We start from the raw sequence: 24,153 nt of genomic DNA on the forward strand, positions 1-24,153 counted from the left end.
GTCGGCGCGGCGGTCTAGGGTGGCCGACTGTGCGCATCGCCACCTGGAACGTCAACTCCATCCGATCCCGCGTCGACCGCGTCGCCGCCTGGCTCGAGCGCAGCGACGTCGACGTGCTCGCGATCCAGGAGACCAAGGCGCGCGCCGACCAGTTCCCGCTCGAGCGGTTCGAGGCTCTCGGCTACGAGGTCGCCCACCACGGGCTGAGCCAGTGGAACGGCGTCGCCGTCGTCTCGCGCGTCGGTCTCGAGGACGTGCAGGTCGGGTTCGACGGGATGCCGGGCTGGGGCGACCCGGTCGCGCCCGAGGCGCGCGCCATCAGCGCGCTGTGCGACGGCGTACGCGTGTGGTCCCTCTACGTCCCGAACGGCCGCTCGCTCGACGACCCGCACCTCGCGTACAAGCTGGGCTGGCTCGAGGCGCTGGCGGCTGCCGGTCGCGGATGGCTGGCCGACGACCCCGGGGCGCAGATCGCCCTGCTCGGCGACTGGAACATCGCGCCGACCGACGCCGACGTGTGGAGCGTCCCGTACTACGAGGACAAGACCCACACCTCGCCCGGTGAGCGCGCCGCCTTCCAGGGCGTCGTCGACGCCGGCTTCAGCGACGTCGTGCGCCCGCACACGAGCGAGCCCGGCACCTTCACCTACTGGGACTACACGCAGCTGCGCTTCCAGAAGCGGCAGGGCATGCGCATCGACTTCGCGCTGTGCTCCCCCGCCCTCGCCGACCGCGTCGTCGGTGCCGCCATCGACCGCGAGGAGCGCAAGGGCAAGGGTGCCTCCGACCACGCGCCCGTCGTCTTCCAGGTCGGCAACGCCGAGCCCGTCGGGACGACGGGGTCCGACGCGTGAGGCGCCACGACCGCCGCGGCATCGTCACGCCGGACGGCGCCATCCTGTCGGTGCACACCCACGTCGACCCGGAGCTGCCGTCGGACGCGCCGACGCTCGTCCTTGCCCACGGGTGGGCCGTCGACCACGAGAACTGGATGCCGGTCGTCGAGCAGCTCGCCGACGAGCCGATCCGGGTCGTGCTGTGGGACCAGCGGGGGCACGGACGCTCGACGCTCGGGCTGCGTCGGGCCGAGATCGCGTCGATGTCGGTCGGGCACACGGGACGCGACCTCGAGGTCGTGCTGCGCAGTGTCGTGCCGCCCGCCTCCCCGGTGCTGCTCGCCGGACACTCGATGGGCGGCATGACCGTCATGGCGCTCGCCGAGCAGCGGCCCGACCTCTTCGGCACACGCGTGCGGGCGGCGCTCCTCGTCGCGACCGCGGCCTCCCACGTCGCCCTCGGCGAACGCACCGGTGAGGCGGCCGTCATGCGGCTGGCCGCCCGCGGCCTGCCCCTTCCCCCCGGCGGCAACGCCAGGATCCGCGCCCTCGTGCGCGGCCTCTTCGGCGAGGACGCCGACCCGGCGGACGTGGAGACCGCCTGCGAGCAGGTGGCCGCCACGAAGCTGACGACGTTCGCCGCCTTCTACGGTGCGCTGCTCACCGTCGACCAGCGGGCCGGCTTCCCCGCCCTCGAACGCGTGCGTGTCGCCATCGTCGCCGGCCGCCTGGACCCGCTCATGCCGGTGACGCGGGCGCGCGCGCTGCGCGTCGCCCTGCCGCACGCGACGTTCGTCGACATCCCCCGCGCCGGCCACATGCTGCCGTGGGAGGCGACCGACGTCGTCGCCGACGAGGTACGCGGTCTGCTCGCCGAGCTGCGCGCCCGGCCCGCCACCGTCTGAGTCCCGGGCAGGACGTCCGAGCGGCGTCGCCTCAGAGGGCGACGAAGCGGGGCCCGCCACCGTCTGAGTCCCGGGCAGGACGTCCGAGCGGCGTCGCCTCAGAGGGCGACGAAGCGGGGTGCGTCGGCGTCTGCAGGCTCGGCAGCGCTCGTCCGGCGGCCCACCCCCAGGGTGAACGCCACGCCGGCCCCGAGCAGGGCGGCGATCGCGCCCCCGAGGAAGACCGTCTGCACCTGCACGACGCCGGCCCCGATGAGCGCGTCCGTGTCGAGCTGGTCCGGCAGCCGGCGCACCGCGTCGAAGTAGCGGTTGAGCCCGATCGACGTGAGGAGCGCGAGCCCGACGACCATGCCGACCATCCGGGCCACGACGACGAGCGAGCTCGCGACCCCGTGCGCGTCGGCCGGGGAGTCTGCGAGCGCCGCGTTGTTGACCGGTGCGAGCGCGAGGCCCATGCCCAGGCCGACGACGACCAGGACGACGGTCGCCGGGACGGTGTCGCCGACCGACGCGAGCGTCCAGCGCGACATGACGACGAGGCCGACCCCGGCGAGGAGCAGCCCGGCGCCGGCGACGGCACCGTCACCGAGGCGGCGCAGCGACCAGCCGCCGACGAGGGCCCCGACGGGCACGGCGAGGAGGAAACGGACGAGGACGAGCGCCGCACCGGTCTCGTCGTAGGTGTCGGTGAGCCGCGCGAGGAGCGGCACGTCGACGACGACCGAGACGAGGGCCGCCCCGACGAGGAGGCTGACGACGAGCGAGCGGCTGCCACGGGCCCCGACGACGCCACGAGGGATGAGCGGGTCGGCCGCGTGACGGTGCCACCACACGAGGGCGACGAGGGCGACGGCGCCGACGGGCAGCAGGCTGTAGCCGAGTGGGCCGACGACCTCCTTCTCCGGGTCGGAGGACGCGAAGGTCAGCACCAGGCTGCCGAGCGCGACGGCCACGAGCAGTGCGCCCACGAGGTCGGCCCGCCGCAGGACGGCCCACCACCGGGGCGCCGTCAGCACCGCGACGACGACGAGCAGCGCGAGGCCGACGACACCGACCGGGGTCAGCACGCGCGAGCTGCCGGCGAAGGGCACGAAGGGCGCGCCGAGGGTCACGTCGGTGACGAGCGCCTCAGGAGCCGCGAGCGCGAGCCCGGTCACGGCGAGACCGACGACGAGCAGCACGGCCGTGATCGCCGACAGGACGCGGCGGCTACCGGAGGGCGTGGGGCGCGGCACGTCAGCCGACCCCTGCGTGCCCGCGCGGGGACCGAGGAGGTGGATGACGGCATACAGCACGAGGGCAGCGGCGACGTTGAGCCAGAAGATCGCCCGCCATCCGGACCACGCCAGCACGACCGCGCCGAGGACCGGCCCGAGCACCGAGCCGAGCTCCTGCACGGCGCCGACGACCCCGAGTGGCGTCCCACGACGGTGCGGCGGCCAGAGGTCCGCGACAAGGGCGAGGGTGGCCGGGACGAGACCGCCGCCACCGATGCCCTGGAGCACCCGACCGGTCACGAGCACCGGCATCTCGACGGCGAGCGCCGTGACGGCCGAGCCGGCGACGAAGACGAGGAGGCACCCGAGCAGGATGCGCCGGCGGTCGAGCAGGTCGGAGAGCCGGCCGATGAGGGGCAGCACCGCGATGTAGCCGAGGAGGAAGCCGGAGATGATCGGTGTCGCCCGCTGGAGGGCGTCGATGCCGATGCCGACGCCGGCCATCATGTCGGTGAGCGCGAGGACGACGACGTACGTGTCGGCGGCGGCCAGCGCGACCGCGGCGGACGCGGCCGAGAGCAGCGCGAGGCGATGCGTGCCGGCAGCGGCCCCGGACGGGTGTGGTGTCGTCACCGGCGCGTCAGGGCTTGGTGATGGTGACGGGCTGGCCGTACTGGTCGAGCGTCAGGGTGTAGGTCGACGTCGTGCCGGCGCCGAAGAACGGGCCCGTGATGACGACCTGGCGCAGCTCCTGGGAGTCCGTGAGGCCGTAGGTCGCCTGGAACGTGCCGTTGGGGTCGCCGATGAGGAAGAGGTCGGTGACGGCCTTGCCGGGCACGGTGCCCTTGATCGTCGTCAGCACCTCGGAGCCCTGGCGCACCTTCTCGCCCGCGACCGGGGAGGTCGTCGCGGTGAGGAGCGTCGTCAGCCCCTTGTCGGGTGAGAAGAGGACGGCCGGGTCGGGAAGGCCGAAGGTCTTGGGGTCGATCTTGTTGGTGCCCGGGACGAGCGGCAGCTTGGCGTAGACTTCGCCGTCGAGCGAGGTGATCTCGGCGTCGGCCTGGATACCGTTGAGCGTCACCTTGAAGGTGCCCTTGAAGGCCGGTGGGTGCTTGCCCCAGCCGTCCGCCGACACGACACCGCTCGCACCCTGCGGGACGTTGCTGCTCGCGAGCCCCAGGTGCACGGACGGTGCGGCGTCGACCGTGGCCTTGGCGGCCGCGAGCTGCTGGGCCGGCGAGAGCTGCGACGCGCTCGGCGTCGACCCGTCCGGGCTGCTCGAGCAGGAGGCCACCCCGACGACGCAGAGCGCCGAGAGGGCAGCGGCGGCGAGCGTTCCCGTGATGCGCATGGGGGTCAGGCTAACCGAGGAGGCTCCTCCCCTCGGTCCGCCACGGCAATGTGGGTATGGCTAGGGTCGGGGACGATCACGGCGGGACAACCCTGCCACCAGACGAAGGAGCACGAACCCATGGCCCTGCTCGGAGTGATCCTGCTGCTCGTCGGCGCCGGAGTCGGCGTCGTCTCCTACCTGGCGACCCACGCCGCCGCCGGGACGGTCGCCGTCACGGCCTTCGGCTTCACGCGCAACGCGACGCCGCTCGAGCTCGTCGTCTACGGCGCCGCCGCGGTCCTGCTCTTCGCGCTCGGCTGGGCCATGGTCTCGGCCGCCGCCCGCCGCCGTGCCCGCCTGCGCCGCGAGGACAAGGAGGCGACCCACGTCACCGAGCTCGAGGAGAACGCCGAGGCCGCACGCCTCGACCACGAACGCCGCTTCGAGGAGGCCGGCCTGCGGGACGAGGACCTGCGCCGCCGCGAGAGCGAGCTGTCGGCCCGCCACGAGGGCCTCGACACCCGTGAGGCCGAGCTGTCGCGCCGCGAGGCGGAGTGGCGCGAGCGCGAGGGCCCGTCGGTCGCCGACGTCGTGACCGGCCGCGCCGACGGGAGCGTCAACGAGGGCACCGCGTCGTGGGCGGACGAGCCGCGTTCGGCCGGCAGCGTCGAGCGCCCGGCCGAGACGCGGGGCAGCCGTCGCACCGACCGCACCGACGCGCTCGACCCGACTGACACGGCTGACACGGCTGACACCAGCTCCTCCGACGAGCGCGAGCAGCGCGACTCGACGGTGTGAGGGACCACACCGCCTACGTCTTCGACCTCGACGGCGTCGTCCGGGACTTCGCCCCGGGCGACGCCGACCCCGCGATCGAGGCAGCGCTCGGGCTGCCCGCGGGGCACGTCTCGGCGACGGCGTTCCGCAGCGAGCTGCTCCTGCCGACCATCACGGGCCGGCGCACCTTCGACGAGTGGTATGCCGCCATCTGCGCCGCGCTCGAGGAGGTCGTCCCCGAGCCGGCGCGGGTGCGCGAGCACATGGCGCAGTGGCACGCGAACCGCGGCACGGTCATCGACGAGACCGTCGAGCGCCTCGAGCAGCTGCGTGCGGACGGCCACCGCACGTACGTCTTCACCAACGGCACCGACCAGGTGCCGCAGGAGATGGAGCTGCTCGGGATCACCCGGCTCTTCGACGGCCTGCTCAACACCGCCGACTTCGGCGTGGCCAAGCCCGACCCGATGGCGTATGCCGCCGCTCACCGCGCCATCGAGGCCGACCTCGGGCGCGGGGTGGCCCGCGCCGAGGTCTGGTTCACCGACGACCGCGAGGACAACGTCGAGGCCGCCCGTGAGTTCGGTTGGGACGCAGAGCTCTTCACTCGCTGAGTGCCGTGTGTCAGACGAGGTCGAGCGCCTCGCCGTCGGGGTCGACGCCCACCGCGACCGTCGAGCCGTCGCGCACCTCGCCCGAGAGCAGGCCGCGGGCGAGGCGGTCGCCGATCTCCCGCTGCACGAGCCGGCGCAGCGGCCGGGCGCCGTAGGCCGGGTCGTAGCCGCGGGCCGCGAGCCACTGGCGTGCGTCGTCGGTGACCTCGAGGGTGATGCGCCGGTCGGAGAGCCGCTCGGCGAACGCCCGCACCTGCAGGTCGACGATGTGGGCGAGGTCGTCCCGGCTCAGGGCGTCGAAGACGACGACCTCGTCGAGGCGGTTGAGGAACTCGGGCTTGAACGACGAGCGCACCACACCCATGACCGACTCCCGGCGTGCGTCGGGGCTCAGCGTCGGGTCGGTGAGGAACTGCGAGCCGAGGTTGGAGGTCAGCACGAGGATGACGTTGCGGAAGTCGACGGTGCGGCCCTGGCCGTCGGTGAGGCGTCCGTCGTCGAGGACCTGGAGCAGGATGTCGAACGTCTCGGGGTGGGCCTTCTCGACCTCGTCGAGGAGGATCACGGAGTAGGGACGACGGCGGACGGCCTCGGTCAGCTGGCCACCCTCCTCGTAGCCGACGTAGCCGGGGGGCGCCCCGATGAGGCGCGCGACGGAGTGCCGTTCGGAGTACTCCGACATGTCGATGCGGACCATGGCCCGCTCGTCGTCGAAGAGGAAGTCGGCGAGGCTCTTGGCCAGCTCGGTCTTGCCGACACCGGTGGGTCCGAGGAAGAGGAAGCTGCCCGTCGGCCGGTCGGGGTCGGAGACCCCGGCGCGCGTGCGGCGCACCGCGTCGGAGACCGCACGCACCGCGTCGGCCTGGCCGATGAGCCGGGCGCCGATGTGCTGCTCCATGTGCAGCAGCTTCTCGGACTCGCCCTCCATGAGCCGGCCGGCGGGGATGCCGGTCCAGGCTGAGATGACGTCGGCGATGTCGTCGGCGCCGACCTCCTCCTTGACCATCGGCTCCTCGTCGCCGGTCGTGGCCGCGGCCTCGCGCTCCTGGGCGGTCGCGAGCTCCTTCTCGAGGGTCGGGATGTCGCCGTAGAGGATCTTGGAGGCGGCGCCGAGGTCGCCCTCGCGCTGGAGCCGGTCGGCCTGGGTGCGCAGGTCGTCGACGCGGGCCTTGAGGTCACCGACGGCGTTGAGCCCGGACTTCTCGGCCTCCCACCGGGCGTTGAGGGCGGCGAGCTCCTCGGAACGGTCGGCGAGGTCCTTGCGCAGGCGCTCGAGGCGGTCCTTGCTCGCCGCGTCGCTCTCCTGCTCGAGGGCGAACTCCTCCATCTTGAGCCGGTCGACGGCACGCCGGAGCTCGTCGATCTCGACGGGGCTCGAGTCGATCTCCATGCGCAGCCGGGAGGCGGCCTCGTCGATGAGGTCGATGGCCTTGTCGGGCAGCTGGCGGCCGCTGATGTAGCGGTCGGACAGGCTGGCCGCGGCGACGAGCGCCGAGTCGGCGATCGTCACCTTGTGGTGGCCCTCGTAGCGCTCCTTGAGCCCACGGAGGATGGCGATGGTGTCCTCGACGGAGGGCTCGCCGACGAAGACCTGCTGGAAGCGGCGCTCGAGGGCGGCGTCCTTCTCGATGTGCTTGCGGTACTCGTCGAGGGTCGTCGCGCCGACGAGACGCAGCTCACCGCGGGCGAGCATGGGCTTGAGCATGTTGCCGGCGTCCATCGCGCCCTCCCCGCCGGCGCCCGCGCCGACGACGGTGTGGATCTCGTCGATGAAGGTGACGATCTGGCCGTCACTGCCCTTGATCTCCTCGAGGACGGCCTTGAGACGCTCCTCGAACTCACCGCGGTACTTCGCCCCGGCGATCATCGAGCCGAGGTCGAGGCTGTAGAGGGTCTTGTCGCGCAGGCTCTCGGGCACGTCGCCCTCGACGATGCGCTGGGCGAGGCCCTCGACGACGGCGGTCTTGCCGACGCCCGGCTCGCCGATGAGGACGGGGTTGTTCTTCGTCCGGCGCGAGAGGACCTGGACGACGCGGCGGATCTCGGCGTCCCGGCCGATGACGGGATCGAGCTTGCCCTCTCGCGCGCGGGCGGTGAGGTCGGTGCCGTACTTCGACAGCGCCTCGAAGGTTCCCTCGGGGTTGTCGGACGTCACGGGACGCCCCCCGCGCAGCTCGGGGATGGCCCCCTCGATGGCGTCGGCGTCGAGGCCGAACTGGCCCGTGCGCGCGAGCGCGAGCAGGAGGTGGTCGGTGGAGACGTAGGAGTCGCCCATCGCCGTCATGTACTGCTGGGCCTGCTGGACCACGCGTCCCGCCGTCGCCGAGAGCTGCGGCTGCTGGGCGCCGCCGGTGACCTGCGGCATGGCGGCCATGGCCCGCTCGGCGACGGCGGTCGCGGCGGCGACGCTCGAGCCTCCGGCGGTGAGCAGGGCCGGGGTGGTCGTGCCGCTCTGGGCTGCCAACGCGAGCAGCAGGTGTGCCGGCTCGATGTTCGGGTGGTGCTTGCCCGTCGCGGTCGTCGCGGCCTGGGCGAAGGCCTCCTGAGCCTTGTTGGTCAGCTGTAGGTCCATGCGTACTCCTGGTGAGGGGATCGGTTCACTGGGGTCAACTGGCGCTGACTTGAGTCTATTCCACTCAACTTCGTGCCTGACCTGACGGTGACCGGCCTTCAGGTCAGGCAGAACTCGTTGCCCTCGGGGTCCTGCATGACGAGGTAGTGGTCCACCTCGGTGAGCGTCTCGCGCACGACCGTGGCGCCGAGGGCGACGAGTCGGTCGGCCTCCGCGTGCAGCTGCTCGCCCTTGCCCTCGGCAGGACCGGGCACCCCGCTGACCCGGACGTCGAGGTGCAGGCGGTTCTTCGCCGTCTTGCCCTCCGGCACCTTCTGGAGGAAGACCCGCGGCCTCGCTCCGTCGGGGTCCACGACGGCATACGCGTCGTTGTGGCGCTCGGGCGGCAGCCCCCAGGCGGTGAGCGCTTCGGTCCACGTCGCGAACCCCGGCGGCGGGGCGTCCTCGACGTAGCCGAGCACCTCGGCCCAGAAGCCGCCGAGGGAGCGCGGGTCGCTGCTGTCGATCGTCACCTGGAACGCGCGGGACATCGTCACTCCTCAGTCGTGCGGATCGGGGTCGTACCAGCCGTCGTGGACCGCGGCGAGCGCCTGGAAGCGGACGGCATACGCCCGGTCGGACGGGGTGCGCACGTAGACGGCCCACTCGTGGGCCTCGGAGTCGTCCTCGCCCGCGAGCGCCTCTCGCACGACGCGGACATCGGCCAGCCCCTCGGCCTCGAGCTCGTCCGCGAGCTCCTCGGCGGTGTCACGCTCCGGCAGCACGATGAGGTGCTGGGCGTCGTCGGTCGGGCTCACGCGCCCAGCCTAGGACCGACCGACGACCTCGTCCGGCTCGGCGCCGGTCTCGATGACGCGCTGGGCGACCTCGCGCAGCTTGACGTTGTGGTCCTGGGACGCGCGGCGGAGCACGTCGAAGGCCTCCTCCGACACGATCCGGTGTCGCTCGATGAGGATGCCCATGGCCTGGCCCACGAGCCGGTGGCTCTCGACGGCGCGCTCGAGGTTGGCCTCGTTCTGGCGGAAACGGTCGACCGTGACGATCCGGTCCACCGCCTGCGCCAGCGAGTGCAGGAGCAGCTCTGCGACGGTCCGCTCGGCCACACCGGGAGACGGCGTCCGGCCGACGCCGGCCCACACCCGACACGTGGCGTGGATCCCCGACGACTCCATGAGGACGCCGCGGGTCCCCGCGTCCGCCGGGTCCACCGTCGCCCCGTCGAGGTCGACGGGTCCGGAGAGCACCTCACGGACGGCCGGGGGCAGCGCGGACGGCGGCACGACACCGGAGGCGCCGGCGAGCAGGTCGTGCTGGGTCGCGGTCACCCGGATCACGGCCTCGCCGACGAGCGCCTCACCGATGGCGGACGCGGCGAGCGAGAGCGCCTCCTCGAGGTCCTCGGAGCGGACCAGCAGCCGCGCTGCGGCGGCGATCCGCGCCGCGGCGTCGAGCCAGCGGTCGTCGTTCGCTGCGGTCGCCGGACGCAGGTCGGTCACGGGCCCTCCAAGGTATGCGTGGGAAGGCCCGCGAACTTGGAGGCAGGACAGTGTTGCATCCCGTGACGCCGTCGGACAAAGCACGACACGAGGCAATTGCGAGGAGCGACCAATTCCCGCGCGGCACAAGGCCGCACGCACGCGACCTCCGGAGCTGGGCCCCGGAGGTCGCGTCTCGACAGCGGCGGTCAGGCCTGGTCGGGGTCCTGCCCGCTCTCGACGACGCGCGCCGCGATCTCGCGCAGCTTGACGTTGCGGTTGAGCGAGGCCTGCCGCAGCATCTCGAAGCTCTGTGTCGCCGTGATGCGGTGGCGCTCGATGAGGACGCCGACGGCGTGGCCGATGAGCCGGTGGCTCTCGATGGCCTGCTCGAGCTGGTGCTCCTTCTGCGCGCGCGCCTGCCGCGCGACGACGCGGTCGACGGCCTGGCCGAGCGACTGCGCGAGCAGGTCGCCGACGATGAGCTCGTCGCTCGAGACGAGACGCGGCTCGTCGAACTGCACCCAGGTCCGGCAGTCCGACTCGTGCGCCGTCGGGAGGAGCAGCAGGCCCTCCCGCTTGTCGCCGACCAGGACGTCGTGGCGGTGCGGCGAGGAGTCGAGCCCCTGCCGGATGCCCGGTTCGAGGTCGCCGACGGCCACCCGTCCGCGCGGGGACAGCACGACCGGCTGCCCCTTCGTCGGTGAGACGCGCAGGGTCACCGCACCGTCGAAGAGCACGGTGAAGCCGGTGACGGCCGTGGCGAGCACCTGGTCGAGCTCCTCCGCCGTGGCGAGGTCGACGGCGATCCGGGCGGCGAGCTCGCGCCGCAGACGGGACTCGCGCTCGCGCGTCTCGTCCCGGACGACGACGATGACGAAGCCGTCGTGCTCCGCCGTGCCCGGCACGCCCGCCGACCGGACGTGGACCCAGGCCTCACCGCCGCCGCGCCGGAGGATGCGGTAGCGGTCGTCCTCGACGGGTCGGCCGGACTGGAGCAGCTCCATGCGTCGCTGGTGCTGGTGGTGCTCGTCGGAGGACTCCGACTCCGGGATCCACCACGGGTACGGCGGCACGAGCGGACCCTCCGCGAGCGACCAGCCGAAAGTCCGGGTGAACACGTCGTTGACCTGGACGACGAGGCCCTCGGCGTCGACGACGACGAACGGCTCCTGGATGGCTCCGAGGATCGCCCGCAGCCACGCGGCGTCGCGCGACCGCGATCGCGCCCGCACGAGGTTGGCGGCGAGGCGCGCGCGGAGCTCCTGGGGCTGGAACGGCTTGATGACGTAGTCGTCGGCACCCTCGAGCAGCCCGGTGGTGCTGGCCTCGACGCCGGCCCGCGCGGACAGCAGGACCACGGGAAGGTCGCGCAGGCTCGCGTCGGCCCGGATCTCGCGCACGAGGGTCAGGCCGTCCATGCGGGGCATCATGACGTCGGCGAGGACGATCGACGGACGTCGGGCGCGCAGGTGCTCGAGGGCCTCGACCCCGTCGCGCACCGACACGACGTCGTAGTCGACGACGCAGTGGCGCGCGATGTAGTCGCGCATGTCGTGGTTGTCCTCGACGACGAGCAGGGTCGGACGCACGCCGTCCGGCCGCGTGGCCGGTGACATCGGGCCGGGGAGCTGCTCGGCTTCCGCGGACGACGCCTGCATCTCGGCCGCGACCGCGTCGCGCACGACCCAGCTGCTCGCCTCGTGGATGAAGGACTCGGCCGAGCGCGGCGTGATCGAGGGGCGCAGCGCGGCCCGCTCCGCGGGCCGGCCCCACGGGAAGGACACGGTGAAGGTGCTGCCCCTCCCCTGCCGTGACTGCACGGCGACGCGGCCGCCGAGCAGGTCGACGAGCTGGCGCACGAGCGACAGGCCGATGCCGGCGCCCTCGCGCGATCGTCGGTCGTCGCCGCGGTCGAGCTGCCGGAAGCGGTCGAAGACGAGGTCGAGGTCCTTCTCGGCGATGCCGATACCGGTGTCGGTGACCGAGACGGCGAAACCGGTGTCGGTCCCGCCCAGGTGGAGCGAGATGCGTCCGCGCGCCGTGAACTTCAGGGCGTTCGACAGCAGGTTGAGCACGATGCGCTCGAACATGTCGACGTCGACGTAGGCCTCGTGGTCGAGGTCGTCGCACACCACCTCGAACTCGAGTCCGGTGCGCTCGATGGCCGGGCGGAAGTTCGCGCCGATGCCGGTGACGAGCTCCTCGACGTCGGCCTGGACCCAGTGCGGCTCGACGGCCCCGGCCTCGACCCGCGTGAGGTCGAGGATGCGGTCGACGAGGCCGGCGAGACGGTCGGTGTTGCGGCGGATCAGCTCGAAGCGCTGGCGCTGCTCGGGGTCCAGGCCGTCGGCGGTGAGAGCGTCCTGCACCGGTCCGGCGATGAGGGTCAGCGGCGTGCGCAGCTCGTGGCTGACGTTGGCGAAGAAGTCGGACTTGGCGACGTCGAGCTCGGCCAGTGCCTCGGACCGGTGACGCTCCTCCTGGAGGCGGCGGATGCCGCTCAGCGCCATCGCGACGTGCGCGGCGCACAGCTCGGCGTAGACCTGGAGCTGGGCGTCCCACGGGCGGCGGGGGTTCTCGGTCAGCAGCAGGTGCGCGGTGGGCTCGAGCAGCCCGGGCTCGACGGCGGGCACGACGCGCACCGTCCGGCCCTCGTCGTCGACCCCGTCAGGAGCCGGGTCCCCCGGCGCGCACCAGCGCAGGTCGATCGCGAGGTGGTCGAAACCGTCCGAGCGGAGCACCTCGAGGGCACGACGGCGTACGTCCTCGGCGTCCTCGGCGTCGGCCAGCGAGGCGAAGAGCCGCGACGCGACGTCGGCGCGGCGCTCGGCCACCACCTTCGCGGTGGTCTCGGTCGCGACGTTGAGCACGCCGACGACGGAACCCGAGTCGTCGTGGATGGCGCCGTAGGACCACGTGAAGTAGGCCTCCTCGAGGTAGCCGGCGCGGTCGACGACGAGCAGCTCGTCCTCGACCCACGTCGCCGGGCCGCCACTGGTGACCCCCTCGAACATCGGGCCGATGACGTCCCAGACCTCGGGCCAGACGGCCCGCACCGGCCGCGCCCACGCGTCGGGGTGCTTGCTCTCGCCGAGGAGGGTGCGGTAGCCGTCGTTGTAGAGCATGAGCAGGTCGGGTCCCCAGCAGACGAGCATGGGGAACCGCGACGACAGGCAGACGTCGACGAGGATCCGCAGGTTCGCGGGCCAGGACTCGACCGGCCCCAGCGAGGTCGCCGACCAGTCGGTGCGCAGGAACAGGTCACGCATGCTCGTCGGGGACGAGGGCACGCCGAGGCTCGAGGCGTTCGTCGTGGGGGCGCCGGGCAGGGCGCCCTCAGGGTGGTGCGGGGTCACACGACCTCCGGGACTGGGGTCAAGAAGCTGCCTCCGGCGGCATTCCACAACGGCGCGCCCCGTCTGCTTGAGGCGTCCACAGTCTGACACACGAGCACCGCCTCGGGCGGCGGAGACCTAGCGCTCGGGCCGCCACACGACGAGCGCCTGCGACGACGGGGCGCGGGGCGGGCGCTGGCCGGGTCGGACCGCCACGACCTCGCCACGTGGACCGACCGCGAAGACCCGGGCGCCGGCCGACAGAGCCGCCTGGGCCGCCGCCAGGTCGGCGGCGAGCTCCTCGACCCGTGACCGGAGGGCGGTCACGTGGTTCTCGAGGTCGAGGATGCGCTGGATGCCGGCCAGCGAGACACCCTCCTGTGACAGGCGCTGCACGTCGCGGAGCAGCTCGACGTCGCGCGCGCTGTAGCGCCGTCCGCCCCCGCGCGTGCGCGACGGGGAGACGAGGCCGAGCCGGTCGTACTGCCGCAGCGTCTGCGCGTGCATGCCGGCCAGCTCGGCCGCGACGGAGATGACGAAGACGGGTGCGTCGTCGTCGTGCCCACCGGGGCGGGCACTCTTGCGGGCCATCGTCGTCACCTCGCTCGTCAGGCTCGGGCGCGCTGGAAGAGGTCGGCCCGGGGGTCGTGGCCGTTCTCGGCCGCAGCCATCCGCTCGATGGCCTCGCGGGCCTCGTCGGTCAGCCGTTGCGGCACGACCACCTGCACGCGGGCCAGCAGGTCGCCGGCGTGGTCGCCCCGCTTGACGCCGCGCCCCTTGAGCCGCAGGACGCGGCCGCTCGGCGTGCCCGGCGCCACCTTGACCTTGACCGACCCGCCGTCGAGCGTCGGGACCGCGACGGTCGCGCCGAGCGCGGCCTCCGCGAAGGTGACGGGCAGGTCGAGGGTGAGGTTGTCGCCCTCACGTCCGTAGACCGGGTGCTTGTCGACCCCCACCGTGAGGATGAGGTCACCGGCCGGCGCGCCGGGGTCGCCCTGGCGACCCTTGCCGCGCAGGCGGATCCGCTGCCCGTCCTTGACGCCCGCCGGGATGCGGGCATTGATCCGACCGAGGTCGGGGGAGCTGAGCGAGACCGTCGAGCCCTCGACGGCGTCGCGGAAGCCGATGCGCGTGTTGGCCTGGACGTCGGACCCGGGGCGCGGACCGGCCGTCGCGCCGTAGCCGCCGTAGCCGGCGCCGGGTGCACCACCGCCGAACATCTGCCCGAGGATGTCCTCGAGGTTGGGCTGGCCGCCGGCGCCACCGGTGTCGAAGCGCACGCGCTGCCCACCGGGACCACCCGCCCCGCCGAAGGCGGAGAAGATGTCCTCGAAACCGGCGCCCTGGCCGCCCGCGCCGCCCGCGGTGAAGCGGGCACCGCCGTGGGACATGGCGCGGATCGCGTCGTACTCGCGCCGCTTCTCGGGGTCGGACAGGACGGCATACGCCTCCCCGACCTCCTTGAAGCGCTCCTCGGCCTTGGGGTCGCCGACGTTGTGGTCGGGGTGCATCGTGCGCGCGACCTTGCGGTACGTCTTCTTGATCGTCGCGGCGTCGGCGTCCTGGGGCACGCCGAGGATCGCGTAGAAGTCCTTCTCGAACCAGTCCTGACTAGCCATGGCGCACCTCCTCGTTCACGGTGACTCTCACGCTGCTCCCATCATCGGGTATGCCGCCGGGCTGCGTGCGCAGCCCGGCGGCGGACGTCTCAGGCGGGGTCGGCAACCGAGACCCGGGCGGCGCGGACGAGCCGGTCGCCGATGCGGTAGCCCGGCTGGAGCACCTGGACGACGGTCGTGCCGGTCGCCCCCTCGGGCAGCTCGGCCTCGACGTGCATGAGGGCCTCGTGCACGTTGGGGTCGAACTCCTGTCCGGCCTCGCCGACGCGCTCGACGCCGAAGCGACCGAGGGTCGCCTCGAGCTTGTCGGCGATCGCGGCGAAGGGGCCACCGGCGAGGTCGCCGGCCTGGCGGGCCATGTGGATGTCGTCGAGGACCGGGAGCAGGGACTCGACGACGCTGCCGACCGCGGTGTGGCGGATGACCTCGCGGTCGCGGTCGACGCGCTTCTTGTAGTTGACGTACTCGGCCTGCAGCCGCTGCAGGTCGGCGAGCAGCGTCGCGGCCATGGTGTCCTCCTCGGCGAGGGCCACGCCCTCGGTCTGCGAGGACTCGCCGGCGTCGCCGGTCTCGTTGGAATCGGTTGCGGTGTGGTCGAACTCGTCCTCGCCACCGGGCTCGGACGACGCGCCTGCGCCGCCCTCGTAGTACGTGTGGTGGCGCTCGCCGTGGGCGGAGTCTGCCCGCGGCGGGGTGCCGGCGGCGTCGCCGCCGGCACCCGTCGCGCCCGTCGCGGTCACGTCAGGCTGCTCGCCGGGCGTGCCGTGCTTCGGGGACTCGGTCACTTGGCTTCCTTGGCCTCGTCGTCGTCGACGACCTCGGCGTCGACGACGTCGTCGTCGGACGCGCCGGACGCACCGGGCGTGGTGTCGTCGGCAGGAGCGCCGTCCTGCGCCCCGGCGGCACTCGCAGCGTTCGCGGAGGCCTGCTCGGTGGCGTACACGGCCTGTCCCATGGCCTGCGACTTCGTGTTGAGGTCCTCGACCTTCGCCTTGATGTCGTCGGCGCTGGCCTCGGACCCCTCGGCGATGGAGGCCTTGAGGTCGGCGAGCGACTCCTCGACCGGCGTCTTGACGTCGGCCGGGACCTTGTCGCCCGACTCCTTGAGGAAGGACTCGGTCGAGAAGACGAGCTGCTCGGCCTGGTTCCTCACCTCGGCCTCCTCGCGACGCTTCTTGTCCTCGTCGGCGTGCGCCTCGGCGTCCTTGACCATCTTGTCGATCTCCTCCTTCGACAGGGCCGAGCCGCCGGTGATCGTCATCTTCTGCTCCTTGCCGGTGCCCTGGTCCTTGGCGGAGACGTTGACGATGCCATTGGCGTCGATGTCGAAGGTGACCTCGATCTTCGGCACACCGCGCGGCGCCGGCGCGATGCCGGTCAGCTCGAAGGTGCCGAGCGACTTGTTGTGCTGCGCGATCTCACGCTCACCCTGGAAGACCTGGATGAGGACCGACGGCTGGTTGTCGTCGGCGGTGCTGAAGATCTCGGAGCGCTTCGTCGGGATCGCGGTGTTGCGCTCGATGAGCTTGGTGAACAGGCCACCCTTGGTCTCGATGCCGAGCGAGAGCGGCGTGACGTCGATGAGCAGGACGTCCTTGCGCTCACCCTTGAGGACACCGGCCTGCAGGCTCGCGCCCATGGCGACGACCTCGTCGGGGTTGACGCCCTTGTTGGGGGCCTTGCCGCCGGTCAGCTCGGTGACGAGGGCGGTGACGGCCGGCATGCGGGTGGAGCCACCGACGAGCACGACGTGGTCGATGTCGGCGACCTTGATGCCGGCGTCCTCGATGACCTTGTGGAACGGCGCCTTGGTGCGGTCGAGGAGCGACTTGGTCATCTGCTCGAACTGCGCGCGGGTGAGGTTCTCGTCGAGGTGGATCGGGCCCTCGGGCGTCATCGAGATGTACTGCGCCGAGATGTTGGTGCTCGTCGCGGTGGAGAGCTCCTTCTTGGCGCGCTCGGCCTCGTCGCGGAGGCGCTGCATCGCGATCTTGTCCTTGGACAGGTCCTGGCCGGTCTTGTTCTTCACCTGCGTGATGAGGTGCTGGACGACGACGTCGTCCCAGTCGTCACCACCGAGGTGGTTGTCACCGTTGGTGGCGCGCACCTGGATCGTGGCGAAGCCGTCCTCGGCGTCCTTGCCGACCTCGAGGAGGGACACGTCGAACGTGCCGCCACCGAGGTCGAAGACGAGGATGAGCTCGTCCTCCTTGCCCTTGTCGAGGCCGTAGGCCAGCGCGGCCGCGGTGGGCTCGTTGACGATGCGCAGGACGTTGAGGCCCGCGATCTCACCGGCCTCCTTCGTGGCCTGGCGCTCGGCGTCGTCGAAGTACGCGGGGACGGTGATGACGGCGTCCGTGACGGTCTCACCGAGGTAGGACTCGGCGTCGCGCTTGAGCTTCTGCAGGATGCGCGCGCTGATCTCCTGGGCGGTGTAGGTCTTGCCGTCGATCTCGGGCGACTTCCAGTCAGTGCCCATGTGGCGCTTGACCGAGCGGATCGTGCGGTCGACGTTCGTGACGGCCTGGCGCTTGGCGACCTCGCCGACGAGAACCTCGCCGTTCTTGGAGAACGCGACGACGGAGGGGGTGGTGCGCCCGCCCTCGGCGTTCGCGATGATGCTCGGCTCGCCGCCCTCGAGGACGGAGACGGCCGAGTTGGTGGTACCGAGGTCGATTCCGACGGCACGTGCCATGGGTGACTCCTTGATGATCTAGGTGGAGACCGTGGTGCTGGTGGTCCGGGTGAAACAGGTCCTCGCTCAATCTGCTCCCGCTCCGACGTGATTGTCAAAACCGGACTCGCAAATCTTGCGTTCACCCGACTCAACTCTGGGCTCTCGCGGATTGTTCCCGTCCGAGACACAGTCTTGGTGGCTAGCGTCGTGACCGGAGGTGCCTCATGCCGACGCACATGACTCGCACCGCGCTCGCCTCGACCATCGCCGTCGGCCTGAGCGCGCTCTCGCTGGCCGCCTGCTCCGCCGGCGCGCCGAGCACCGCCGGCGCCACCTCCGCGGGCACGTCCTCGACGTCGTCTCCGGCCGCCTCGACGGTGGCGACGACCAGCGCGACGAGCTCCCCGATCACCTCCCCGATCACCTCCCCGACCACGGGGACGACGCGTACGCCCTCGGCGACCTCGAGCGGGCCGGCCACCCCGACGGCCGCGCCGGCCACCTCGACGCCGGGCCGGGCGACCGGGACGGCGACGGTGGTGCGCACCCTGGCCACCGGGATCGACGTGCCGTGGGGCCTGGCCCGGCTGCCCGACGGGACCGTCCTCGTCTCGGCGCGCGACAGCTTCCGGGTCTACCGCCTCGACGTCGCAGCGGCCCGGCTGGCCCGGGTCGGCACGGTGCCGGGCGTCGTCTCGAACGTCGCACAGCAGGGTGAGGCTGGCCTGCTCGGCATCGCCGTCTCGCCCACCTTCACCCGCGACCACCTCGTCTACGCCTACTACTCCACGGCGGGCGACAACCGCATCGCGGCGATTCCCTGGGACCCGTCCGCGCCGGCCGGTCGCCAGCTCGGGACGCCGCGAGTGCTCGTCAGGGGCATCCCCCACAACGTCCACCACAACGGCGGCCGGATCGCGTTCGGGCCGGACGGCTACCTCTACGCGACGACCGGGGAGGCGCAGCAGCCGGCGCTCGCCCAGGACAAGGGCTCGCTCGGCGGCAAGATCCTGCGGATGACGACCGCCGGGCGCCCGGCCCCGGGCAACCCGTTCGGGACGCTCGTGTGGTCCTACGGCCACCGCAACGTCCAGGGCATCGCCTGGGACGCCGCCGGTCGCCTCTGGGCGTCCGAGTTCGGTGACCACAGCGAGGACGAGCTCAACCTCATCCGCCCCGGCCGCAACTACGGCTGGCCGCAGACGGAGGGGCGCACGAGCCGGGCGGGCATCACGGGCCCGGTCGCCCAGTGGGGCCCACCGGAGGACTCGCCGAGCGGCATCGCGATCGCGCAGGGATCGGTGTGGATGGCGGCCCTGCGCGGGCAGCGGTTGTGGCGCATCCCCCTCGACGGCTCGGCGACCACGGGGACGCCCCAGGACTTCCTCGTCGGTCGCTACGGGCGGCTGCGCAGCGTGCTCGCCGTCGGATCGGACACCCTGCTCGTGACGACGAGCAACCGCGACGGGCGGCAGAGCCCGGCGACGGGGGACGACCGCATCCTGCTCGTCCGGGTGATCTGAGCCTCTTCAGATCGACAGGCTGGACGTCGCCGGCATGGTCCTGTTCGCCGTCACGCTGACCGCGCTGCTGCGCTTCCTCATGGAGCCCGCGGTGACGCACTGGCCGCTGCTGCTCGTCGTCGCCGTCGCCGGCGCGGGACTGGTGGTGCAGGGGCTCATCGGCCTGGCCAACCAGAACGCCCTCTACCGTCAGGCCGACCCCGACCGCCTGGGCTCGTCCGCCGGCCTGCTGCGCACGTTCATGTACCTCGGCGCCATGCTCGCCGCCGCCGCCAACGCGGCAGCCTTCCCCGACCGCGCGGCCCACGAGCACGGCTACCACGTGACGCTCGCGACCGACGCGATGACCGATCTCGACGCGCGTCCCACGAGAGCTCCGTGACGCGGATCTTCCCGCGCCTCGGCGAGACCGCCACGACCGACGAGGTCCTCGCCCTGCTGCCCTGAGCCACGGCGACGCGCCACGGCCGCCCCCGACCCCTAGGCCCCGACGACGCGTCGCTGCTCGAACGCCGCCCGCAACGGGCCGACGTCGGCCTCGGGCACCCGCTCGTGCGCGAGGTCGTACGTCTCCTCGACGAGGGCGACCAGGGTCGCGACCGCGTCGTGCGGGGACGCGACGAGGAGAGACCGGATGCGCTCGACGAGACGGTCGGGCCGGTGGGCGAGCAGGGTCGCCTCGCGGTCCAGCCACTTGTGGAAGGGATGGGGCATCCACACCCGGTTGACGGCGAAGAGCGCGTCGAGCACCCCCTGCACGCCGTCGAGCAGGTCGCGGTGGAGCAGCACGACGTCGTCCCGGGCCGCAAGCATCTCGAGCCGCTCGCGGGGCCTCAGGTCGAGGGCCTCGAGCACCTGGGCGACGGCCAGCGCCTCCGGGTAGACGTCGCACCGCGTCCGCCACGCCTCGATGACCGCGTGGCCGTGCAGGGGTATGCCGTCGCGCAGCGCCGTGACGCGTACCTGCAGCTCCGCGTCGGTGTCGCCCGCGAGCACGCGGTCGAGATAGGTGTCGATGGTCGACGTGACGAAGCCGCTGACGTCGGTCTTGACGCCGCCGACGAGCAGGCCGTCGGCCCACTCGTGGTCGTCCTCCTCCGCATAGACGCGGGTGAGCCCGGCGCCCTCGATCGCCGCCTCGCGGTCGGCGACGGTCGGCGGGGAGGACCAGTAGACGTCGAGCTCGATGTCGGACGACGCGTCGGCGAGCCCGCGCGCCACGGACCCACCGATGAGCGCCGCTGCGACCTTGGGGTTCGCGGCATACGCCCGGACAGCCCTGCGCGCCAGCGCGATCCGCCGGTCGACATCGTCCACGGACATCCCGTCAACCTGCTGCAGGGATGCGCACGCTCGACACCGTGGTCAGCACCGGGTGGGCGTCGTCGCCGTCGCGGATCTCACCACCGCGCCAGACGATCGAGAGGTCCCGACCCTGGACGGTGAGCTCGGCGAGACAGTTGTCGAACCACGGACCGTCGGTGACCGCCCACGGGTAGGCGGGGTCGGGCACGTGCTTCGAGCGCTCGGCGACGAACCGCATGGGGCGCACCAGCCCACGGGCGAACGCGGACATCATGACGCGCACCATCCGCGGCATGGGGTTGCGGATCGGCGAGCAGACGGCCTGGATGACGCGGGACGTCGCGCCGTGGCGGGTCCTCGCGTCGACGACCTCGGCGACGTAGGAGTTGTGGACGTCGCCGGAGAGGAAGACGACGCTGGCCGGAGCCGCACCGCGCTCGCCCCGCGCCACCTGCATCACCATGTCGAAGACCTCGACGAAGCCGTCGTTGAAGGCGGCCCAGTGCTCGAGGTCGATGGACTGCCGGACCTTCTCGGCCCGGTCGGCGACGACACGTCCGTGGGTGCCCATGGCGAGCACCTCGTCGATCGCCTCGAGGTCGTGCAGCCCGGGAGGGAGCATGAACGGCAGGGACGTCCCGATGAGCAGGTGCTCGACGTCGCCGGTCAGCTGCTCGTCGAGCCAGCTCATCTCGTCGGGGTCGAGCATCGAGCGGTGCTTCGGCTCGAGGACCCGGGCGGCGCGCGAGTCGACGACGACGAGCCGGACGTCACCGAGGTCGCGCCGGAAGCTCCAGCGGTACACCTCGGGGTGGCGGTCGGAACGGCGGGCGAGGTCGAAGACGGCCTCGGTCAGGTCGAGCTCCTCCCCGCCGGGGTCGGCACCGGCGATGACCTGCGCGTAGATCTCGTCGTCGGCGAGCTGCGACGGCGAGAGGTTGCCGATGTGCTGGTAGACCCAGTACGAGGAGAGGCCGCCCATGAGCCGCTCGTGCCACCACGGGGTGCGGTTGATCTCCTCGTGCCAGGTCCACGACGTGTTCCAGTCGTCGCGGATGTCGTGGTCGTCGAAGATCATGCAGCTCGGCACCGTCGAGAGCAGCCAGCGGTTCGCTGCGTCACCCCACGCGAGCCCGTAGAGGTGGGCGTACTCCTCGTAGTCCTTGATCTCCTCACCCGGTGGCTCGGTGATGTCGCGGCGGGAGGCGATGAACTCGCGCATCGCCTCGGACGTCTCGTCGGCGTAGACCTGGTCACCGAGGAAGGCCACGAGGTCGGGCCACACCTCCTCGCCCCGGGCCAGGGCGAGCGCGAGCGTGCGCAGCGCGTCGACGCCGTTGGTGCGGTGCCCCTCATGGTCGTGCGGCACGGTGGTGCGGCAGGAGCCGAAGAGCAGCCGCGTGGATCGGCCGCGGTCGATGGTGCGGATGCGTGGGGGTGGGAAGGCGCTGTCGGGCTGGGGCCAGACCGGTGTGTCGTCGATGCTGACGGTGTAGTCCCAAGACCCGCCCGGCTCGAGGCCATCGACGGCGACGAGCGCGTAGTGGTGGCCCTTGACGGCGAAGGTCGGGGCCGTCCAGTCGCGGCCGTCGGCGTGCACCGCGACGACTCCCGCACCGGAGGTCTCGACCCACACCGTCGCATCGGTCTCACCGATGTAGCGCAGCATCGGGCCGAGGACGAGCGGCGCGATCTCGTGGCCGGTCACGACGGCAGGTTCTCGTCGAAGAAGGCGAGCGTCCGGTCCCACGCGTCGGCCGCCACCTCGGCGTTGTACTTCGACGGCGAGGTGTCGTTGAAGAAGGCGTGCCCGACGCCGTGGTAGACCCGCGCCGTGAAGTCGACGCCCGCCTGCTCCATCCGTGCCTCGAGCTCGGGCACCCCGTCGGTGATGCCGTGGTCGTCCTCGCCGTAGAAGGCGAGGACGGGGCACCCGATCGTCGCAGGGTCGGCGTTCTCGGGGAGGTGACCGTAGAAGGGCACCGCCGCGCGCAGCCGCGGGTCGGCAGCCGCGAGGGCGAAGGCGTACGTCCCGCCGAAGCAGAAGCCGACGACGCCCACCCGGCCGTCGACGCCCGGCTCGTCGACGAGCGCGTCGACGACGGCGCGCAGGGCCGGCACCGCCCACGCGGCGAACTCCGGCTGCCGCGCCGGCGTGGTGGCCGCGCGCATCTGCGGCTGGGCCGCGAGCCGGTCCTCCTCCGACGCGCTGAACATCAGCTCGAAGATCCGCGCACCCACCTCGGGCGTCAGTCCGACGTGCCCGAGCAGGTCGGGCGCGACGGCGACGTAGCCCTGCGCCGCGACGCGGTCGGTGACGTCCTTGACGTGGTCGGCCAGACCCCAGATCTCCTGGATGACGACCACGGCGCCGCGCGGCGTCCCGGTCGGGTCGGCGCGGTACGCGGTGAGGTCGTGGTCGGGGAAGTCGATCATCGTGCCCATGCCCCATTCCTACCCCCTGGCGCCGGGTCGCGGGTGTGAGGATGGCGTCGTGCCCACCCAGCCCGCCGCCGTCACGAGGGCGCTCGCGCACGTGCGCGGCCTCTCGACGGGACGCCCGCTCGACCCGACGTTGCGCGTCACCCTCAACTTCCACCCGGACCGGCTCGTGCGCGGCGAGCCGATCCTCGCCGTCATGGCCCGCGACGGCGTCTACCGCTCCCAGTTCGAGACGGGCACGGGCAACGGTGGGCTGACGGCGCACCCCGGTGGTGACCGGTGGCGCTGGGAGAGCCGGATCTTCGGCGGCGCCTACGACGACGCCGAGCCGGCGCTGCGGCCGAAGTACGGCGCCCTCGACCTGCACCGGAGGCCGTACGGCGCCGCGCCACGCTTCGGGTCGGCCCACGTGCGGCTGGCGGCGCACACGCTGGACCGGACGACGTTCTGCTTTCCCGACAGCGTCTTCGAGCCTGAGCACTTCGGCACCGCAACGGCCTTCGCGCTCGGCGAGCATGCCGAGGCCGCCGACCACGACCTCCTCGACGACTACGTCGAGGCCCACGCCCACGGGGTGCTCGACCTCGCCCGTGACGTCGAGGCGCTCGTGCTCGACCCCGGTTATCGAGGCACCGACGTCGAGGCCGACGCGCTCCGGCTCGGCGTGCCCGTCGAGTGGCACCCGGGCTACCGGCTCGACGTCGGGACCCTCCGTGCCCACCCGGGCTACCGCGGGCCGGAGTTCGTAGCGCTCGGTGAGTCGCTCGCCGTCGACGGCGTCGTCACCCCGCAGGTCGTCGGGGACGCCTCACGAGCAGGGCGGCACGACGAGCAGTCCCTCAAGCGGGTCTGGCACTACGTCGCGCGGTTCGGATCCGTTTCTGCCTGAAGGGTGCCCGCCTCGTCGCCGGTGACCACGGTCGTCACGACCGATGTCACCGACGGGCGGCGAGGCGTCGACGAGAAGCCGAACCGGCAGGGCGGGTCGACCGGTGCGAGGCCACCCAACACCGCGCCCTCGAAGCAGCCGTCGAGCGCCGTCACCGCGTGCAGGTCGGTGGCTCCGTAGAACTCCTGACGGTCCTCGAGCGCCGTGCCGCGGGTGCGGACCCCGCGCAGGACGACCCGGGCGACAGGGTCGACGACCGTCGCCCACCTCGGACTCGACGCGACGCGCGCGGGCACGGCCCGCAGGAGCCGGCCGAGCGGCCTACGCCCTCCGACCGTGAGGTCGAGGGACAGGGAGGGCGAGCTGACCTGCCAGCGGTCGCGGCCGGCGCGCACGGTGATCGGCTCGAGGCGCACCTCGTCGAAGGCGTACGTCGCCTCGATGAACGCCGCGACCTCCGGGGTCGGGGCGACGAGCACCCGGTGCCCGTCGGCCGTCTCGACCATCGCGTCGCCGAACGACCCGAGCGGCGTGCGCAGCCACGACCCGACGACGACCCGGACGCCGGACGTGGAGCCGACGCCGACGATCTGCCCGTGGAAACGCTGCGCTGGCACGGTCCGAGCGTAGG

Annotated in this window: 23 protein-coding genes; 7 read left to right on the plus strand and 16 right to left on the minus strand. The window is 72.5% G+C overall.

Annotated features, from left to right (window positions below; genetic code table 11):
* Window positions 1–29 precede the first annotated feature (29 nt).
* Window positions 30–854, plus strand: coding sequence for an exodeoxyribonuclease III (locus ASE25_RS03045; RefSeq protein WP_056822624.1), 825 nt, complete (start codon window positions 30–32; stop codon window positions 852–854).
* Window positions 851–1,741, plus strand: a complete 891-nt coding sequence (locus ASE25_RS03050; protein ID WP_056822627.1) for an alpha/beta fold hydrolase — start codon at window positions 851–853, stop codon at window positions 1,739–1,741. The genes ASE25_RS03045 and ASE25_RS03050 overlap by 4 nt, the downstream gene beginning before the upstream one ends.
* A 98-nt stretch (window positions 1,742–1,839) precedes the next feature.
* Here the strand turns inward: ASE25_RS03050 and ASE25_RS03055 are convergent, their stop codons facing one another.
* Window positions 1,840–3,591 (minus strand): MFS transporter, encoded by a 1,752-nt coding sequence (locus tag ASE25_RS03055; RefSeq protein WP_056822629.1) that lies wholly within the window; start codon window positions 3,589–3,591, stop codon window positions 1,840–1,842.
* Between the two features lie 7 nt (window positions 3,592–3,598).
* Window positions 3,599–4,309 carry an LppX_LprAFG lipoprotein gene (locus ASE25_RS03060; protein ID WP_056822630.1) on the minus strand — a complete coding sequence of 237 codons (711 nt, stop codon included), beginning with the start codon at window positions 4,307–4,309 and terminating at the stop codon, window positions 3,599–3,601.
* A 120-nt stretch (window positions 4,310–4,429) separates the two neighbouring features.
* Here ASE25_RS03060 and ASE25_RS03065 point away from each other — a divergent pair, with 120 nt between their 5' ends.
* Both ASE25_RS03065 and ASE25_RS03070 read left to right on the plus strand, forming a co-directional pair.
* Window positions 4,430–5,089 carry a hypothetical protein gene (locus ASE25_RS03065; protein WP_056822632.1) on the plus strand — a complete coding sequence of 220 codons (660 nt, stop codon included), beginning with the start codon at window positions 4,430–4,432 and terminating at the stop codon, window positions 5,087–5,089.
* Window positions 5,086–5,682 (plus strand): HAD family hydrolase, encoded by a 597-nt coding sequence (locus ASE25_RS03070; RefSeq protein WP_056772135.1) that lies wholly within the window; start codon window positions 5,086–5,088, stop codon window positions 5,680–5,682. The genes ASE25_RS03065 and ASE25_RS03070 overlap by 4 nt, the downstream gene beginning before the upstream one ends.
* A gap of 10 nt (window positions 5,683–5,692) precedes the next feature.
* On the opposite strand, the gene clpB is transcribed toward ASE25_RS03070, so the two are convergent.
* The 10 genes from clpB to ASE25_RS22190 all read right to left on the minus strand — a co-directional run bounded on the left by clpB (window position 5,693) and on the right by ASE25_RS22190 (window position 17,910).
* A complete protein-coding gene (gene clpB / locus ASE25_RS03075; RefSeq protein WP_056772136.1) occupies window positions 5,693–8,254 on the minus strand; it encodes an ATP-dependent chaperone ClpB in 2,562 nt (853 codons plus the stop codon).
* 98 nt (window positions 8,255–8,352) lie between these two features.
* Window positions 8,353–8,784 carry a VOC family protein gene (locus ASE25_RS03080; protein WP_056823798.1) on the minus strand — a complete coding sequence of 144 codons (432 nt, stop codon included), beginning with the start codon at window positions 8,782–8,784 and terminating at the stop codon, window positions 8,353–8,355.
* A gap of 9 nt (window positions 8,785–8,793) precedes the next feature.
* A complete protein-coding gene (locus ASE25_RS03085; RefSeq protein ID WP_056822634.1) occupies window positions 8,794–9,051 on the minus strand; it encodes a hypothetical protein in 258 nt (85 codons plus the stop codon).
* A 9-nt stretch (window positions 9,052–9,060) separates the two neighbouring features.
* Complete coding sequence (locus ASE25_RS23355) at window positions 9,061–9,750, minus strand: ANTAR domain-containing protein (RefSeq protein ID WP_056822635.1); 690 nt, start codon at window positions 9,748–9,750, stop codon at window positions 9,061–9,063.
* Window positions 9,751–9,938: 188 nt separating this feature from the next.
* On the minus strand, window positions 9,939–13,088 hold the full coding sequence (locus ASE25_RS03095; protein WP_056822638.1) for an ATP-binding protein: 3,150 nt from the start codon (window positions 13,086–13,088) through the stop codon (window positions 9,939–9,941).
* 117 nt (window positions 13,089–13,205) lie between these two features.
* Entirely contained in the window at window positions 13,206–13,658 is a 453-nt protein-coding gene (locus ASE25_RS03100; RefSeq protein WP_056772738.1) for a heat shock protein transcriptional repressor HspR, read from the minus strand.
* Between the two features lie 17 nt (window positions 13,659–13,675).
* Window positions 13,676–14,686, minus strand: coding sequence for a DnaJ C-terminal domain-containing protein (locus ASE25_RS03105; protein WP_056772146.1), 1,011 nt, complete (start codon window positions 14,684–14,686; stop codon window positions 13,676–13,678).
* An 89-nt stretch (window positions 14,687–14,775) separates the two neighbouring features.
* Window positions 14,776–15,471: a nucleotide exchange factor GrpE gene (locus ASE25_RS03110; protein WP_056772148.1), complete on the minus strand. Its 696-nt coding sequence runs from the start codon at window positions 15,469–15,471 to the stop codon at window positions 14,776–14,778.
* Complete coding sequence (gene dnaK / locus ASE25_RS03115; protein ID WP_056772150.1) at window positions 15,468–17,381, minus strand: molecular chaperone DnaK; 1,914 nt, start codon at window positions 17,379–17,381, stop codon at window positions 15,468–15,470. Before dnaK ends, ASE25_RS03110 begins: the two co-directional genes overlap by 4 nt.
* A gap of 181 nt (window positions 17,382–17,562) precedes the next feature.
* Window positions 17,563–17,910: a hypothetical protein gene (locus ASE25_RS22190; RefSeq protein ID WP_082622655.1), complete on the minus strand. Its 348-nt coding sequence runs from the start codon at window positions 17,908–17,910 to the stop codon at window positions 17,563–17,565.
* On the opposite strand from ASE25_RS22190, the gene ASE25_RS03125 reads away from it, so the two are divergent.
* Window positions 17,900–18,886 carry a sorbosone dehydrogenase family protein gene (locus ASE25_RS03125; protein WP_082622656.1) on the plus strand — a complete coding sequence of 329 codons (987 nt, stop codon included), beginning with the start codon at window positions 17,900–17,902 and terminating at the stop codon, window positions 18,884–18,886. The two genes, ASE25_RS22190 and ASE25_RS03125, sit on opposite strands and share 11 nt — an antisense overlap.
* A 34-nt stretch (window positions 18,887–18,920) precedes the next feature.
* A complete protein-coding gene (locus ASE25_RS23125; protein WP_056772156.1) occupies window positions 18,921–19,268 on the plus strand; it encodes a hypothetical protein in 348 nt (115 codons plus the stop codon).
* A gap of 98 nt (window positions 19,269–19,366) precedes the next feature.
* Here ASE25_RS23125 and ASE25_RS03135 read toward each other — a convergent pair whose 3' ends face one another.
* The 3 genes from ASE25_RS03135 to ASE25_RS03145 are packed head-to-tail and all read right to left on the minus strand — an operon-like array spanning window position 19,367 to window position 22,636.
* Window positions 19,367–20,209 (minus strand): hypothetical protein, encoded by an 843-nt coding sequence (locus ASE25_RS03135; protein WP_056822643.1) that lies wholly within the window; start codon window positions 20,207–20,209, stop codon window positions 19,367–19,369.
* A gap of 4 nt (window positions 20,210–20,213) precedes the next feature.
* A complete protein-coding gene (locus ASE25_RS03140; protein WP_235508516.1) occupies window positions 20,214–21,899 on the minus strand; it encodes an alkaline phosphatase D family protein in 1,686 nt (561 codons plus the stop codon).
* Window positions 21,896–22,636, minus strand: a complete 741-nt coding sequence (locus ASE25_RS03145) for a dienelactone hydrolase family protein (protein ID WP_056822646.1) — start codon at window positions 22,634–22,636, stop codon at window positions 21,896–21,898. Before ASE25_RS03145 ends, ASE25_RS03140 begins: the two co-directional genes overlap by 4 nt.
* A 49-nt stretch (window positions 22,637–22,685) precedes the next feature.
* Between ASE25_RS03145 and ASE25_RS03150 the strand changes: the two genes are divergently transcribed.
* Window positions 22,686–23,522 carry a DUF3626 domain-containing protein gene (locus ASE25_RS03150; RefSeq protein WP_056822649.1) on the plus strand — a complete coding sequence of 279 codons (837 nt, stop codon included), beginning with the start codon at window positions 22,686–22,688 and terminating at the stop codon, window positions 23,520–23,522.
* Here the strand turns inward: ASE25_RS03150 and ASE25_RS03155 are convergent.
* On the minus strand, window positions 23,489–24,139 hold the full coding sequence (locus tag ASE25_RS03155) for a hypothetical protein (RefSeq protein ID WP_056823803.1): 651 nt from the start codon (window positions 24,137–24,139) through the stop codon (window positions 23,489–23,491). The genes ASE25_RS03150 and ASE25_RS03155 overlap by 34 nt on opposite strands.
* Window positions 24,140–24,153 lie beyond the last annotated feature (14 nt).

The organism is Terrabacter sp. Root85 (assembly GCF_001429185.1).
Lineage (GTDB): Bacteria > Actinomycetota > Actinomycetes > Actinomycetales > Dermatophilaceae > Terrabacter.